The sequence below is a fragment of the Acinetobacter pullicarnis genome (assembly GCF_006352475.1).
Classification (GTDB): Bacteria; Pseudomonadota; Gammaproteobacteria; order Pseudomonadales; family Moraxellaceae; genus Acinetobacter; species Acinetobacter pullicarnis.
In genome coordinates, this window is the sequence record NZ_VCMZ01000001.1 from 868,434 (window position 1) to 884,308 (window position 15,875).

Here is a 15,875-nt window from a genome sequence, read left to right on the forward strand (position 1 = left end):
AACCGTGTTTCGGTTATTGCTGCAATGGCGAAAAATATAGAAAGATTGTAATTGTACAGCGAAATTGGCGATGCATCACATCTATAAAGTAACTTAAAACACTGTTGATTCATACAGATTGATCGTTCATCTCTCGATGATTTGATTCCAAAGTTTAGGTTTGGAACATGATTTTAAGACTCAGACAATACGCTTGTATTGGCTCTCCTTGAAAGGCATAGGTATCTACCGTATTGGTCTTAACGGACTGGTTTTATGCCCTCTCTTTTCAAGGAGAGGGTAAGGGAGAGGTGCGCTGACCCCCATCACCAAGGGGTCTTTTTCTCCCACTCAGGATCAAAGCCTGAGCAAGCATCGGCAATGGTCAAATAGTCGGCATAGCTTTCTGCCAGTAAAATTGGAGGTACCGTATTGATTGCAATGGCGGTGTTATTCCAAGCGCGTTTGCCCGGACGTTCAAAGACCAATTCATACAGTACCGCTGGAATATTTTCCTCTGGCACATAGCTGCCACTAAAACTGATATGTACCTCTAGCCCAAGCTGCGCATAGGATTTGGTATAACGATCAAAAGAACCACCATCTTCAATGGTCGCACGCTTATAGCCAAGTTTATTTGCCACACCACGCAGGGTGAAGGTATCGGTTAACCAACCTTTACGATCATCAATCAGTTCTGCTTTGGTATCTGCAAGGCTTGGTAACTGATGGGTCATTTGCTCAAATAAGCATTTGACTTTGTAATCTTTAAAGTGAGCAAGCCATGCTGCCGCTTGTGCTGCGGTGACAAAAACTGCATGTGAAATTTGAATCTTGCTGTTCGGTTGCAACTCAATTTCATCATCGTCTAAATTGAGCAGGCTGCCATCATCACTAGGGCGGAAATAGTGCAGTTCACCATTTTCCAAAACCTCTTGCCAAACCAAACGTTGAATCAAACGACGCATAATTGGATGTGCTGCGATATATTCTTGCCATTCAGCAACCGGCCATTGGCGTTGACTACACATTGCTTCATAAAGACGTAAGATTTGCAGGTCGATGACTTGCTTGAGTTCTTTTTTACTGTTGCTGAATGCAGCTTTAGCTTCTTTGACCAAGGCTTCATCATCGTTTTGACGGGCAGCACGCAAGGCTTTGATGACTTTGCCGTCTTCATTTTTCAGCACAAAGCTATCTTTGTCATCGACATAAGCCGTGAGTACCCGAGCACCAAAGTCTAAGTTTAAAATGCCATGTTCATCTAAACCTGCCGTTGGAATGGTGCGATCTGCCAGTTCATCACTGCTCCAATGATTACGCTCAGCAATTTCAGCAACCAAGTTCTGCGCCAAACGTTGTACTGATGCGGTGCGATAACGCCGTGATAGGCCTAATAGTAGTTGAATCACCAACGGATCATTACTGGAGGATAGGGCAGAAATCATCGCTTCAATTTGGGCACGGCGCTGATAATGCTGTTTCATATAGTCTTGCAGTTGTTTAACTGCGTAACTTCCTTGGGCGGCACAGATAAATGCCAAGATCCCTTTACTTTTAATCGCGGAACCTAAGTAGGTGAGTAAATGGGCACGTTTGATTTCTTCATGGGCTTGTTCAAGGGTAAAATTGGCATATTCAGCATAGATACTTGGGTAGCGTTGGAACCATTGTTGATAGGACTTGAGCCGTGCTGGTGCCTCTTTAATTGCAAGGTCTGTGGCCTGTGCTAAGCTCGGGCTCAGCGTATCGTGCTGAATAAAGCTTTGTAAGATGTGATGAGCCAACTGTTGCTGACTTTTCTCACTGAGTAGCCCGATATAACGCAGCAGCAGTTGATTGGCTTTCGGCTCTTTGAGTTTCTCAGCGAGCACGACCCACCATTGAATAATTTGTGGATTGACCGCTTTACCATTTTGCCAAGTTGCTGCTGGTAAAAGATTGAGATCAAACCATGCGAGACTGGTGGATGGTTTGGCTTTGAGGCCTTGCTCAGCTTCTTTGAGTAGACGTGGGGCAGACAAGTAGGCATCAATATTTTGTCCCAATTGTTCCAATGCCGTCAGTAAGGCCGCACGTACCACTTCTTTTTTCTCTTTGGCCAAGACCTTGTTGAGCGCTGCGACCGCGTCTGGATGTTGTAAACGAGCCAGCCATTCAATCGCAGTCACCCGAATTTCTTGTTTACCCGAATTGAGTGCTTCAATGGTACGCAGATGAATATCTGGCAGATGATGCAGTGTTTCCTGTGCAGAGAGACGCAATCGTTTATTTTCACCCAGTGCAAATTCCAATAAACGTGGAATAAATTGTGGTGGCAAGCTTGGGAATTGCTGAAGAATCTCAATGGCTTTATCGTCTTTAAAATAGCGATACTTATTGGATTCTAAAGAGGGGCTTAAGCCCAAAGCTTCCGTGAGTAGTACGGTGTTTTCAGCAAAGAAGGGCCAGATTTTTTCCGCACCTTCAATATAGTCATTCAGGTCGTTCCATTGATTAAACAGTAAGCCATAGGCAACCAGACGTTCAGGATCAGTGTAGTTACAACGTTTGAGCGCTTCGGATAAATGGCGCAGTTCGAGATCGGCATAGTGTTCTGGCTTGAGTTTGCTCATGAGCAATGGCCAATGCAGGTGATTTTTCCCACTCAGCGCTTGTAAGCGTAAGGCGTGAAGTAGCCCGAACTCAGGTAGATTTTTCAGCAGACCTTGATGACTGATGATTTGATCATGATTGGGAAATATTTTTAACTCTGCTTCACCATTTAAATAGGGCACGACGCTGTTTAAAATTGCTGGGGTTATTTTTTTTAGTTTTTTCAGATTGCTATTGGCCCAATCGTGTTTGTAGTCTCGGTGCTTATTTTCTTCAATTTCATTTGCCGCAGCGAGTTTGGCTTTGTCCAAGATCTGTTGGAAATTGTCCAAGATCACCGCTGTAAAGCTGCTCGGGAGTTTAGTTTCGAGCAATGGGGGAAGTACAGGAATGTCGAGTTGAGCGTGCTGTTCTGTTGGGGCAACGGACTGTAAACGTTGCATGGCCGTGAGAATGGTCTGTTGCACTGATTTTTGTTTTTCTACAGCATATGCCTGTTCTAAGTATTCGAGGCTGTTGGGGAAAAATAGTGCCAATAGTTCAGCGGCAGAACCGCGTTCCTTGCTCGCACCCTGTTGTAACAACAGCGTTAAATGTTGTAGGGCATCTGGTTCTGGTAGCTTACTCAAGAAACTGATGGCAGCTTCACGCACTTTTTTTGACTTGCTCACCGTGAGTTGCACAATTAATTGGGAAAGTTGCAGTAGCAGTGCAGGCTGTTTCGTTAAAAAATCAAGGAACTTGATTTGTGCATCAATGCTTAAGTGAGGAATAAGCTGTTCTAGCTGCGGCAGATGTTCTGTAAGATAGCTTGTCGTATCTGATAGGCTATAAATCAGGTCGAGTTCGTCGGAGTAATAACTGGGAACAGATTGGCGTTCAAACAGAAAAGCAATTAAATGCGCCCCTTGACCAGCCTCATCTGCCTCTAACAAGGCTTCAAGTTTGGCCAGACTCCAATGTTCAACCACCGCTTGACGATGTTGTTGTTCACATAAGCCAAGATTAGTAAAGGTCGTCACCAAGCCATCAAGTACCACATAGTGAAACCAATGCGGTAACACTGGATATAAATGTGCGAGATTTTGCTGTTTGGTCACAGCAGCGAAAAACTGCCCCAAACGAATAATTTGTTCCGCAGTCAGTAACTCAAACAGCTTTTCATACAGATCTTTTCGTGCAGTTTTTGCATCTTTGGCCAAGCTTTCTTGGGCTGGGCTAATTTTTGCTTGTCCCCAAAAATTAACATAGGTTCCTGGTTTATTGAGCAACACCAAGGCTTTGTCATCGGTACGCTGATTGAGTGTTAACAAAATTTCAGTATGGTCACCGACTAAGACAAAGGCCATACTTTCGACAGCCAGCTGCGGATCAATTTCTGCCAATGGCAGGATGATGGTTTCAAGTAATGCGGTCAGTTGGTTTGGGTATGGCGACATTAGGGCTTGAATCGGTGCAAAAACTGCTTTTGACATGGACTTTCCTTGGCTGATGACAGCATCAGGTGCAATGCGATCGATTTCGGCATGGTCACAGATGAGCGTATATTAAATAATACGCATTTTTTAAAAAACCACCAGATATACAATTGCTTAGTACGACAGTATTTGTCTCTTGATTACATATTTGGGCTTAGGGTGAGGGCATCCGCTTTTATCCTTCATCTTTCGAGGAGCGGGCTAGGGAGGGGGGCGCTTTTCTGGTTCTACTATGGACAGTGGAACGAGGAAGATTTCAGCAACACCAAATCTCCCCTAGCCCCTCTTTTCCAAAGAGGGGAACTTCCATTAAATATCATATTGAGTTTGATACACAACGCTCCTTCCTTAGAAAAATGGATGAGCAGCGTTGCTGCGCAAGGATGGATTGCTTTGAATCGTAATCCATATATCAAAAGATGTGTAGATACCTATGCCTTTCAAGGAGCGGGCAAGGGAGAGGTGCGCTAAGCCCCCCATCACCAAGGCGTCTTTTTCTCCCATTCTGGATCAAAGCCTGAGCAAGCATCGGCAATAGCTAAATAGTCCGCATAGCTTTCTGCCAGTAAAATTGGTGGTACTTCACTGATCTCGATGGCACTGTTTTCCCAATAACGACGACCCGGACGTTCAAAGATCAATTCATAGAGTACCGCAGGTAGATTTTCTTCTGGAACATAGCTGCCACTAAAGCTGATATGCACATCTAGGCCAAGCTGTGGATAGGATTTGGTGTAGCGGTCAAAGGAACCGGCATCTTCAATCGCTGCACGTTTATAACCGAGTTTAGTTACCACACCACGCAGGGTGAAGGTGTCGGTTAACCAACCTTTACGATCATCAATCAGTTCTGCTTTGGCATCTGCAACGCTTGGCAAGCCATGAGTCATTTGCTCAAATAAGAATTTGACTTTGTAATCTTTAAAGTGGACGAGCCATGCTGCCGCTTGTTCTGCGGTGACAAAGACGCGATGTGAGACTTGAATTTTACTGTTCGGCTGCAGTTCAATTTCATCATCTTCTAAATTGAGCAGGCTGCCGTCATCGCTTGGACGGAAATGTTGCAGTTCACCATTTTCAAGCACTTCTTGCCAAACCAAACGCTGAATTAGACGACGCATGATCGGATGTGCCGCAATATATTCTTGCCATTCGGCAACGGGCCATTGACGTTGACTACACATCGCTTCATAGAGACGTAAGATTTGCAGGTCGATAACTTGTTTAAGCTCTTTTTTACTGTTGCTGAACGCAGCTTTGGCTTCTTTGACCAAAGCTTCATCATCACTTTGACGCGCAGCAGGCAAGGCTTTAATCACTTTGCCATCTTCATTTTTCAGTACAAATTTATCTTTGTCATCAACATAAGCCGTCAGTACCCGAGCACCAAAGTCTAAGCTTAAAATGCCATGTTCATCTAAGCCCGCAGTTGGAATGGTCCGATCCGCCAGTTCATCGCTGCTCCATTGATTACGTTCTGCAATTTCAGCAACCAAACTATGCGCCAAGCTTTGTACTGATGCGGTGCGATAACGTCGTGATAGGCCTAAAAGGAGTTGAATCACCAATGGATCATTACTTAAGGACAATGCCGAAATCATGGCTTCGATTTGGGCACGGCGCTGATAATGCTTTTTCATGTAGTCTTGCAATTGCTTCACCGCTTGACTGCCTTGCACACTGCTAATGAGCGCCAACATGCCTTTGCTTTTAATTGCAGAGCCTAAGTAGGTGGCCAGATGTTCGCGTTTGATCTCTTCAATAATTTGCTCAAGCGTGGCATTGGCATATTCACCATAATATTCAGGATTACGTTTGTACCAATTTTGGTAGTTCTGCAATCGTGAGGGTGCGCCTTGGACGGCAAGTGCGGTGGCTTCTTCTAAGGTTGGGCCACGACTATCCTGGTGAATAAAGCTTTGTAAAATATGATTGGCCAACTGTTGCTGACTTTTTTCACTGAGTAAGCCCATATAACGCAGCAGTAATTGATTGGCTTTCGGGTCTTTGAGTTTCTCCGCCAAAATCACCCACCACTGGATAATCTGTGGATTGACGGCTTTGCCATTTTGCCAAGTCACTGCCGGTAAGCTGCTCAGATCAAACCAAGTGAAGCTGGTAGAGCGTTTGGCTTTTAGGCCTTGTTCGGCTTCTTTGAGCAACACTGTGGCAGACAAATAGGCGCTAATGTCTTGCCCCAATTGTTCCAATGCCGTGAGGATCGCAGCACGGACAATTTCTTTTTTCTCTTTGGCCAACAAACTATTTAGGGCAGGCACTGCATCTGAATGTTGTAAACGTGCCAACCATTCAATTGCAGTAATTCGAATTTCTTGTTTGCCCGAAGCCAAGGCTTCGATCGCACGCAATTGAATATCAGGCAGATGATGTAGCGTTTCCTGTGCAGAAAGACGTAGACGTTTATTTTCGCCTAATGCAAATTCGAGTAAACGTGGAATGAACTGCTGCGGTAGGCTTGGGAATTTGTTGATGATGCTAATTGCTTTATCATCATGGAAATTACGATAACTATTGACCGCCAAAGATGGGCTCAGACCAAATGCTTCGGTTAAAAATGCCATGTTTTCTGCAAAAAATGGCCAAATTTTTTCATCATCTTGAATATAGTCGCCAAGATCGGTCCAATTGTCTTGCAGTAAACCTTCAGCAACAATACGTTCAGGGTCTTTATAATCACAAAGCTTCAAGGCTTCAACCAAGTGACGCAGCTCTAAATTGACATATTGCTCAGGTTTGAGACGATCAAACAGCGACGGCCAATGCATATAGTGACGCGCACCAAGACGCTGTAAACGCAAGGCGTGTAGCAGACCAAACTCAGGTAAATTCTTTAAGCTGTTCTTATGGCTAATGATTTGATCATCATATTCAAAATGTTTTAAGTCCTTGGTCCCATTTAAATAAGCCACCACAGCTTTTAATGATTCAGGCTTGATTTTTTGCAGTTTTTTTAGGTTTTGATTGGCCCAGTGATATTTATAATCTCGGGTTTTATTTTCTTCGGTCTCATCTGCTGCAGCTTGTGTGGCCTTGGCCAAGACTTGTTGATAGTTATCTAAAATCACTGCAGTAAAACTTTCTGGAATCGTGGTTTCAAGCAGTGGACTGAAAGGCGGAATATCAAGTTGAACCTGCTGTTGTGCGGGATCAATCGATTGTAAACGTTGGATAGCAGTCAAAATAATCTGTTGTACCGACTTTTGTTTTTCTGCTGCATAGGCCTGTTCTAAACATTCGATACTGCTTGGGAAGAGACGTGCCAACAGTTCCGCAGCAAAACCACGTTCTTTGCTGAGGCCATTTTGCAAGCATGCGGTTAAATGCTGTAGTGCATCTGATTCAGGCAGACTGCCTAAAAAGCTGGTGGCCGCTTCACGAATGGTTTTGGATTTACTGACTGAAAGTGCGACCACCAGTTGTGCTAAAGCGGGCAGGAGCGCTTCTTTGCCTTTGAGATAGTCTAGGAATTTATCTTGTGCATCAATGCTTAAGCTTTGGATGACCTGTGGGCGCTGAACCAAATGTTCAGCAATATAGCTGGCACTGTCTGGTAATTTAAAGATCAAATCCAGTTCATCCGAGCAATAACTCGGTACCGATTGACGCTCAAACAGAAAGCCAAGTAAATGGGCCGATTGACCAACTTCGTCTGCTTCTAGCAATGCTGCAAGTTTGGCGAGGCTCCAATGTTGACGCATGGCTTTTTGATGGTCTTTTTCACTAAAACCGAGATTTTTAAAACTGGTGATCAAGCCATCAATCACCACATAGTGGAACCATTGTGGCAGCACGGGATATAAATAGTCGAGATTACGCTGTTTGGTCGCGGCTGCTAAGAACTGACCGAAACGAATAATCTGTTCAGGCTCAAGCAGTTCAAACAATTGTTCATAGAGTTCTTTACGCGCTTTTTGCGATTGATTGGCCAGTTTTTCTTGGGCTTTGCTAATATCAGCCTGAGCCCAATAGTAGCGATAAGTACCCGGTTTGGCTAAAAGTGCCAAGGCTTTGTCATCGGCTTGCTGATCGAGGGTAAATAAGATCTCGGCATGACTGCCATCGAGAATAAAGGCCATGCTTTGCACCGCCAATTGCGGATCAATTTCTGCCAACGGCACAATAATGGTTTCGAGTAATGCCGTCACGCGTGTCGGAGAGCGGGAGATTAAGGCTTGAATCGGTGCAAAAACGGGTTTAGACATGGACATTCCTTGACTGATGACATAATCACGCACACTGCGAGAGATCATGGCGCAATGAGAGATAAGCTGGTTTAAAATAATACGCATTTTTTTATAAAACACTAGATTTCCAACGCTTTAGTGCGACATGACTTGTCCTTCTAGCACAATCTTGTATTGCAGACGTTGTAACTGCAGCAGCAGCTGACGCCATTGTAAGAGGGCATGTGCGAGATGAGACGCTTGTCGATTGTGTTTAAAGTTCTGTGCAATAAGGTCTAGCCCCAAGTTTTCAAATTGCTGGGTCAGTTGTGCAAATTTGTGTTGATCTTGCGGGTCAAATTGCGCCCGACCGATGTTGGCATAAAACTCAAATAAGCTTTGGCTTTGCTCTATCAGCAGTTCCAGTGGCGTGCGGTGTACTGCGGTTTGCCACTGTTTTTTCTGCGCCAGCATTTTTTCAATCCGCCCAGCAATCAGTTCAAATACATTCTGCTTGGGCGCTCTGGCTGGATAATGATGGTCTAAGCTAAAAATACTGAGCTGTTTATTTTTATACAACAGCAGACTACAGGGGATCAGTTGTACCTGTTGCGCGGAAAAGTCTAGTCGAACCAAAGTAGCTACGGGCTGATGATTTAAAATTAAATCATTGAGATACTTAATCCGTCTACGATATTCGGGTGCAACGGGGAGGCTCAGTTTCAGGCCAAGGCCGTGTTGATCGACCACGCGACATTCAAAACATTGATCCAGTTCATTCAGCTCTGCTTTGTCAATTTCGCGATGCCGCAGGAGCACATAGCGTTGTGTATTGGCTTGAATACTGGACTGCGGATGAATCAGTTGATCGAGTTGTTGCCAGTCATCAATGGCCATGTGGTATTGATCGAAGTCTTCAAGGCTAAGCGCCTTGATCGCACCTTTCTGAATGAAACGGGTCTCTTGACTGGCACTAAGTCGGTGTTCGCCACTAGTTTTGGCTTGGGTCAGTTGCAGTTGGTGTTGCAGTAAATAATCCAGACTGCTGCCCCAAATCCCTGATTGTGCAGCACTGTCTTTATTAAAGGTGCTGTCTAAATGATTGGCACGTGCTTGAGTGACTTCCAGCATACGTTGTTGCTGCACATCCCATAGACATAAACTCAATCCATGTGCGCCGCTATCGTATTGCCACCATTCGCAGCCAAGCGGAATCAGATGTTCAAATTGTTGCTGCTGATAATCTTGTTGAATGCTGCCACGCAAGGTCTGCAAGGCTTCGGGCTGATCACGTACCGCAAGTAATGCAGCCAAATAGCTATAGAGTAAAGCCAAACCATCAAATAACTGTTGCTCGGTGACTTGAACATCTTCGGCTAAGAATTGCCGCATTAGACCGTGTAACTGTCTCAGTTCACTGCCCAAACGTGGCAAATTCTGTGCGCGTGCCTGCATATTTAAAATATGTAGTGATAGCACCGATTCTTTGGCCAGATGCGATAAGCCATGTTGAATAAAATGGCGACACATCTGCTGTAGCTCAGCAATAAATGCCAGATCATCTGCGCTGAGGGCAGTCCCCGAAGCCGTTGCTGCGGTGCTGACCAGATCCTCAGGCCATTGCCAGCGTTCAGCTGCGTGGGTCTGAAACAGTTGCGCGAGACAGGCCAAATGGGCTGCGGCTTGTTGCTTGGCATCAATGTCGGACAGCATGCCAGCAAAGCCCAACTGCGGGAATAGTTGCACTTTATTGGAGCTGAGGTCAGTTTGAAAGCTGATCTTATCGGCCTGAATCTCGATTTGACAATGTTCGGGCTGTTGTTGCCAATTAAGAAAAATCTGATAGGCCAAGCGCCGTGCGGCTTTATTGACTTGCTTTAAGGTTTTCGGCACAGCCAGCGCCAACACCTGCGCCAATGTTGCCGCAGCTTGTTCACCTGATGGGGCTATCGCATGACTGCTATTGGATTGGGACTGTACTGTTGCTTGAGTCTCAGCGACATCAACAGGATTGGGAGCGGTCGCATGGGTGGTTGCCGCTTGATCTTGCGATTGCGTAGTCGCATCGACATGATTTGAATCAGTTGTTGCAGCAGGCGTTTGGTTTGTTGTGGGAGTCGCTGCGGTTGCTGTCGTTGCCGTAAATTGTTCAGGGTGCTGCTGCATCCATAAAATGCTGCTTAAAATATGCTTGCAGCAACTGGTTGCAGGGCAGTCGCACTGGGCTTGGGCAATGCCTTGTGGACTGAGTTTGACCGCGCAATCTTCAACCTTAAAATCCAGTTGTACATCATCAAGCTGCTCTAAACTGACTTCATCGATGGCCTTTTTAGCACGGCGTAATAGTCCCGCATTGCTGTGTAAGCTGAGGCTGTCATCGTCATATTGTAAATAAATCAACCAACTCATTGCATCACCTCGGCAAACCAAGACGCCAAATGTTCAGGCGTCATTGCGGCGACTTGCATCCCACGTTGTTGCAGCTGTTGTGCCATATTACTGTCATAGACGGGATTGGCTTGTTGATCGAGGGCAGCCAGACCGAGCAGGGTACAGCCTTGTTGTTTTAGTGCCGCAGTGGTATTGAGCATGGTTTGTACTGAGCCGCCTTCTTCAAAGTCACTGATTAAAATTAAAATACTGCGTTGTGGTTGTTTGATTTTTTTGGCACAAAATTGCAGTGCTTGGCCAATATTGGTACCACCACCAAGTTGAATGGTCAGTAGCACTTCCACTGGATCATGTGCCATATGCGATAGATCAACCACTTGGGTGTCGAATAGCACCAAACTAACACTGACCGCAGGCAATGCCGCCAAAATACTGGCACAGATTGCGGCATACATGATCGAATCCATCATCGAGCCACTTTGGTCCACACACAGCACAATTTCCCAAGGCAAATGCTTTTGCACCCGCGCATTAAAATAGGGATTTTGAATAATCAGTTGTTGGCGGTCGGGTTGATAATGCTTCAAATTTTCTCGAATGGTGCGGCGCCAATCAAAGTTTTGTGCCTGTTTTAAATGCGAACGGCGAAAACGATGGCGACGCCCTTGCAGTGACTGCATAAACTGTGGACGAATCTTTTGCAGCATGTCTTCAACCACTTTGGCAATCAGACTGCGAATCGCATCTTTCATCTCAGCACTCAAGCGCCCACGCAAACTCAGTAAGGCTTTGGCAACCGCTGGATTGGGCTCAAGTTGTTCGATATGCGCTGGGCTTTTGAGTAACTCGGTCATTTGATAGCGTTCGATCGCATGTTTTTGCATGCGTTCAAAAGTCGACTTTGGAAACAGTTTACGACTTTGATCAAGCCAGTTAATCGCAGTGAGTTGCGAGGCATCGAGGCTGCCATGTCGGCTTTTGCCTTGTTCAATACCTCGGCGCTTGTATTCATTTTGATATAAATAATCGAGTTGTCGTTCCATCTGCAATTGCTTGGCATTCAGCGGTGCTTCAGACAGATTTTGATCCGAATAACGTCCTAGCATTAAGCGCCAACGCCGTGCCTGATCAAGTTGATCGATGGCTGCCGCTTCAAGCTCTGCCTGCTGTTCAGCAGTATTATCAGCAGTGCTAACCGAGTGTGGTTCATTTGACATGCGGTGGCTCCTGCGCTGAAACAGTGGATTGGACTATGCTTTGATTTAAATGTGTTGCAGTGGGTTGCAGGCGTGGTTGAGGATGTTTAAACCACGGCAGCAAATGATCATGCGCTAGCAGTTGTTGGAGTTGTTGATTGAGCTGCACGCCTTGCAGTACTTCGGCTTCACTGAGTTGACCAAAGACCTGATCGAGTACCAGGTCTTGGCTTAAGCCAGTCAACTTGGCAATCCGTTTCGCCACCACGCTGGTTTGTTTGGGATTGAGCTGACTAAAGGCATAACGGAGGTCGGGTAAAATTTGAATAAAGAAGACTTCGGACCACTGACCAATTAACAGATGTAGTGCTTCAATCGCCACTTCAGACTGCACAAAAATCTCAGGTGCAATATAGAACATGCCCTGTAAATATTGCACCGCTTCTTCGGCTTCACTTCCTGTAGCAAAACTGAGTTGTAATTCCTGACTAAGTTGTTGCTGGGTCATGCGTTGATCGAGAAAGCGCAGTACATCAACCGCACCTTTGAGCTTGCTTAAATGAAACTCACGTAGTTGTTGCAGATCAATCTGTTGATACATCAAATCTAACAACGGTGTAGGGGTGAGCGTCGTCGGTGCGGTGGGCGAGTCTGCTGTTTGCACAGGATTTTCAGCAAATGCGAGATGGATCAGGTCTGAGAATTGCAGTTGTACATTTAAAATTAACTCATGCAGCTGCTTTAAATGTTTGAGGTTTTCCTCAATTTTATCTTCATGGGTGTCATACAGTTGATCAAGCAAAAAACAGGCTTGACGCAATGCTAATATCAGACTGTGTTGTAACCGTGATGCTGGCAGTTGCAGTAAGTTACGGCCATGCCATAAATAGTAGAGCTGCTGCGCTGCTGCAATCACTGAACCAAGATTTTGATCTGTTTCTAAAAATTGATTGAGTTGCTGATTAAAGCCATCAAGTTGTTTTTTTAGTCCAAGTCGACAGGCCAAAGCCAACAGCTTTGCAGTTTCAGCCGCAGATTGGCCTAGACCTTGTTGTTGATTGTCCTGTTGTTTGGCCATCAGTTTAGTTAAGGCCAGCAGCTGTAATTGATCGCCTTGTTCAGACAGCTCAATCAGTCGGGCTTCAACACTTGGTGTCCATGCATAGCGCCATTCTTCAAACAGTAAATCGAGACTGACCCCAAGCACATAATCTGGCCCAGACAGGCGTTGTGCAAAACCGCAGTCAACAAATTCGAGCAGATGTAGAAATTGACTGATTTCTTGATGTAAATCTTTGCGGTAGACATCAAGTTTACGTTGCCGCTGTAAGGTATCACTTAAGTTGAATCTAAATTTTTCAATTTGGGTATACACGTTGGCAACCAGTGCCGGGCTGCTTTGATCCGCTGGAATTCTTCCCAGTTGTTGCCCACTTAAAAATTGATAAATATGTTGAAACAGTTGCTGTTGACCATCTTCAAGCTCTCCTTTGACCAACGCAGTTTGCAGTGCATCGAGTAGGTCATAACGGCTCGGACGATAATGCCCACGTAAATCAGCCAATTGCCATGCCAGCTCGGTGGTGTTTTTTATCGCAATAAAGCTATTCACTTCTAAACTGGATTGCGCATCCAGATAATGACATAGCTCACTAATATAGTTCAGTAATTGCTGTTGCCACACGGCTTGTTGCGTTTCAACATAAGTGGCATTTTGCGGCTGATTGGTACTGGCGTTTGAGATCTGCTGGCTGGTACTTGATCTTGAATCAATATTTAAGTCTTGCCAAAACTGTTGATAATAGGCCGGTGAGGGCATGCCAGAGGCATAGCCATTTAAGGCATCGAGCCGGTCAAAGCTATAACGAATCAGCCAAGCCTGTTCTTGCCACTGGGCCGCTGCACCTGTGACCGCATAGCGCTGGGCTTGTTGGGGATGTGCCAATTGTTCTATTAATGCCAGCGTATGAAAACCACCCGTCACCACCAAAACTTTATGCGCAGGTGCGAGACTGGCTTGAATCTGTTGCCACATCACATCTTCACGATGCAAAGAAGCTTCTTGTAATAACACATCTTGTTCATAATCAAGCCGTGCCAGCGCACACCAACTAAATACATCATTAAAAAAAATATCGGGCTGCTGCAATTGTTCAACGGTTTGTAGCTCGAACAGATGATCCCAAAGTTCATCGTGATTACGACAATGCAGCTGCTGCGCCAATTGTTGAATAAATTGGCTATGCGCCAAATAGCGCTCCGACATCAGACTACGTTGCTGGGTATCGAGCTGTTGCTGTTGATTGAGGCCACTTTGTTTGGCCCAAGATAAATCAATAAACTCAATTTTGGCTTGCAGTTCACGCCCCGCTTGTAGGGCAACCCATTCAGGTGAATATTCACAAAATGGAAAATAAGCAGAAGCCAATGCAGGCTGAGCATCTTCGCTGTCGGTTGCCGCTTTGGGTGCGGTGGCTTGTGCAAAAATTGCAATCGGGGGCTGGGTCGCTTCATTAAGTAAGCTGGGCAACAAGGCCTGAAAAGATTGTGGTGCTTCAATCAGGATATGCGTGGGTTGAATCTGCTGAATATAGCGTTGCAAGGCATAAGCACAGGCCGGACTATGATGTCGAATCGGTGCAAAATACAGGTTTTGCGTCATCGCCAACTGTTGTTTGTCTTGCATGGCTTGTGATAAACGCGCAGGCCATGCATTTTGAGTAGAATCTGACATGCTTAGAACTCACGGCTGGCCGCATAGAATGCTTTCCAATCGGCATCTTTACGCGCGCGCTCTTTGACCACGGTATCGATATAATAATGCAGACGTTTGGCATCTTCAGGATTGTCCTTAAACACCACCCCAATCAGCTGTTGTGCAATATGTTCCGCCCGCAATATCCCATCACCCAAATAGATGGCTTGTAGGCCTGCCGCATGGGCAATATTGACCGCTTCTGCCGTGGACATCACCGCATCTGGGGTTTTGAGGTTGGCGCCTTGTAGGCTTTGACCGGTGCGTAGTTCATTGAAAATGGTAACCAGCAGTTCGATTACGGGCGCTTGAATTTGTATTTCGCTATACAACTCACCCAGTTGTTGTTTGAGCTGCAAGTTCACCAATTCAATTTCAAACTGACGGTCACGAATTGGTTTCACTGTTTCAAAGTTAAAGCGACGTTTCAGTGCGGCAGACATTTCATGCACACCACGATCACGTAAGTTGGCGGTGGCAATAATATTAAAGCCATGTTTGGCATATAGGCTCTGGTCTTGGCCCATTTCTGGAATCATCATTTGTTTTTCAGACAGCAACGAGACCAACACGTCTTGGATTTCAGGTGGGCAACGGGTGATTTCCTCAAAGCGAGCAATCTGCCCATGGCGCATGGCATGGAAGAGTGGTGAGGCTATCATTGATTTTTCAGAAGGGCCTTCTGCCAACAGCAAGGCGTAGTTCCATGAATATTTAATATGATCTTCTGTAGTGCCCGCTGTGCCTTGAATGGTGTATTGCGAACTACCACTAATTGCGGTGCTGAACAGTTCGGACAGCATTGATTTTGCTGTACCAGGTTCACCCACCAACATCAGACCTTGATTGCCCATGAGGGTCACTAAGGCGCGATCAACCAGCGCATCATCACCATAAAATTTCTTTTGAATATCAAGTGCACTATCCCCCAAAATAAACTTGCGCACGGCATGTGCAGACAATTGCCAGCCTTGCGGTTTGCGTTGTTGATCTTGGGCTTTTAGACGACTGAGTTGCTCAGCATATTTTTGTTCAGCACTGAGTTTTAATTGTCCTTGGTTGAGCGTGTTGATATCCATCGAATAACTACATATAAAACATTAAATTAAAAACATCATAACCATCAATCATGGCGATGACTAGCGTATAAAAATATGCTGCGACAAATTAAGACCGAGGGGTAAAGGGGGCTAAAATAACCTGAATTTAAGCTGTATTTTGAATTTTTATTGGGTTAGGTGATTGAAAATTAAATGATTTAGAACTACTTAAAAAAATATCGCATTAACGGCCGTAA

General features: G+C 45.3%; 7 protein-coding genes. 1 reads left to right on the top strand and 6 read right to left on the bottom strand.

Annotated elements, in window-relative coordinates; all coding sequences use genetic code 11:
- Nucleotides 1-305: 305 nt before the first annotated feature.
- Nucleotides 306-4,049 carry a DUF4132 domain-containing protein gene (locus FD716_RS03685; protein WP_139851011.1) on the bottom strand — a complete coding sequence of 1,248 codons (3,744 nt, stop codon included), beginning with the start codon at nt 4,047-4,049 and terminating at the stop codon, nt 306-308.
- Between the two features lie 9 nt (nt 4,050-4,058).
- On the opposite strand from FD716_RS03685, the gene FD716_RS03690 reads away from it, so the two are divergent.
- A complete protein-coding gene (locus tag FD716_RS03690; protein ID WP_139851012.1) occupies nt 4,059-4,523 on the top strand; it encodes a hypothetical protein in 465 nt (154 codons plus the stop codon).
- Nucleotides 4,524-4,531: 8 nt separating this feature from the next.
- Here the strand turns inward: FD716_RS03690 and FD716_RS03695 are convergent, their stop codons facing one another.
- The 5 genes from FD716_RS03695 to FD716_RS03715 form a co-directional block, all read right to left on the bottom strand.
- A complete protein-coding gene (locus tag FD716_RS03695) occupies nt 4,532-8,353 on the bottom strand; it encodes a DUF4132 domain-containing protein (protein WP_407641914.1) in 3,822 nt (1,273 codons plus the stop codon).
- A gap of 39 nt (nt 8,354-8,392) precedes the next feature.
- Entirely contained in the window at nt 8,393-10,645 is a 2,253-nt protein-coding gene (locus tag FD716_RS03700; RefSeq protein ID WP_139851014.1) for a hypothetical protein, read from the bottom strand.
- Nucleotides 10,642-11,733 carry a VWA domain-containing protein gene (locus tag FD716_RS03705; RefSeq protein WP_228714979.1) on the bottom strand — a complete coding sequence of 364 codons (1,092 nt, stop codon included), beginning with the start codon at nt 11,731-11,733 and terminating at the stop codon, nt 10,642-10,644. Before FD716_RS03705 ends, FD716_RS03700 begins: the two co-directional genes overlap by 4 nt.
- A 100-nt stretch (nt 11,734-11,833) precedes the next feature.
- Entirely contained in the window at nt 11,834-14,557 is a 2,724-nt protein-coding gene (locus FD716_RS03710) for a DUF5682 family protein (RefSeq protein ID WP_228714901.1), read from the bottom strand.
- A gap of 2 nt (nt 14,558-14,559) precedes the next feature.
- Complete coding sequence (locus FD716_RS03715; RefSeq protein ID WP_139851016.1) at nt 14,560-15,657, bottom strand: ATP-binding protein; 1,098 nt, start codon at nt 15,655-15,657, stop codon at nt 14,560-14,562.
- Between the last annotated feature and the right edge of the window lie 218 nt (nt 15,658-15,875).

What these genes read in the sequence shown, in the direction of transcription:
- FD716_RS03685 (WP_139851011.1), bottom strand. Translation starts at nt 4,049, where the DNA reads ATGTCAAAAGCAGTTTTTGCACCGATTCAAGCCCTAATGTCGCCATAC.
- FD716_RS03700 (WP_139851014.1), bottom strand. Translation starts at nt 10,645, where the DNA reads ATGAGTTGGTTGATTTATTTACAATATGACGATGACAGCCTCAGCTTA.
- FD716_RS03705 (WP_228714979.1), bottom strand. Translation starts at nt 11,733, where the DNA reads ATGCTAGGACGTTATTCGGATCAAAATCTGTCTGAAGCACCGCTGAAT.
- FD716_RS03710 (WP_228714901.1), bottom strand. Translation starts at nt 14,557, where the DNA reads ATGTCAGATTCTACTCAAAATGCATGGCCTGCGCGTTTATCACAAGCC.
- FD716_RS03715 (WP_139851016.1), bottom strand. Translation starts at nt 15,657, where the DNA reads ATGGATATCAACACGCTCAACCAAGGACAATTAAAACTCAGTGCTGAA.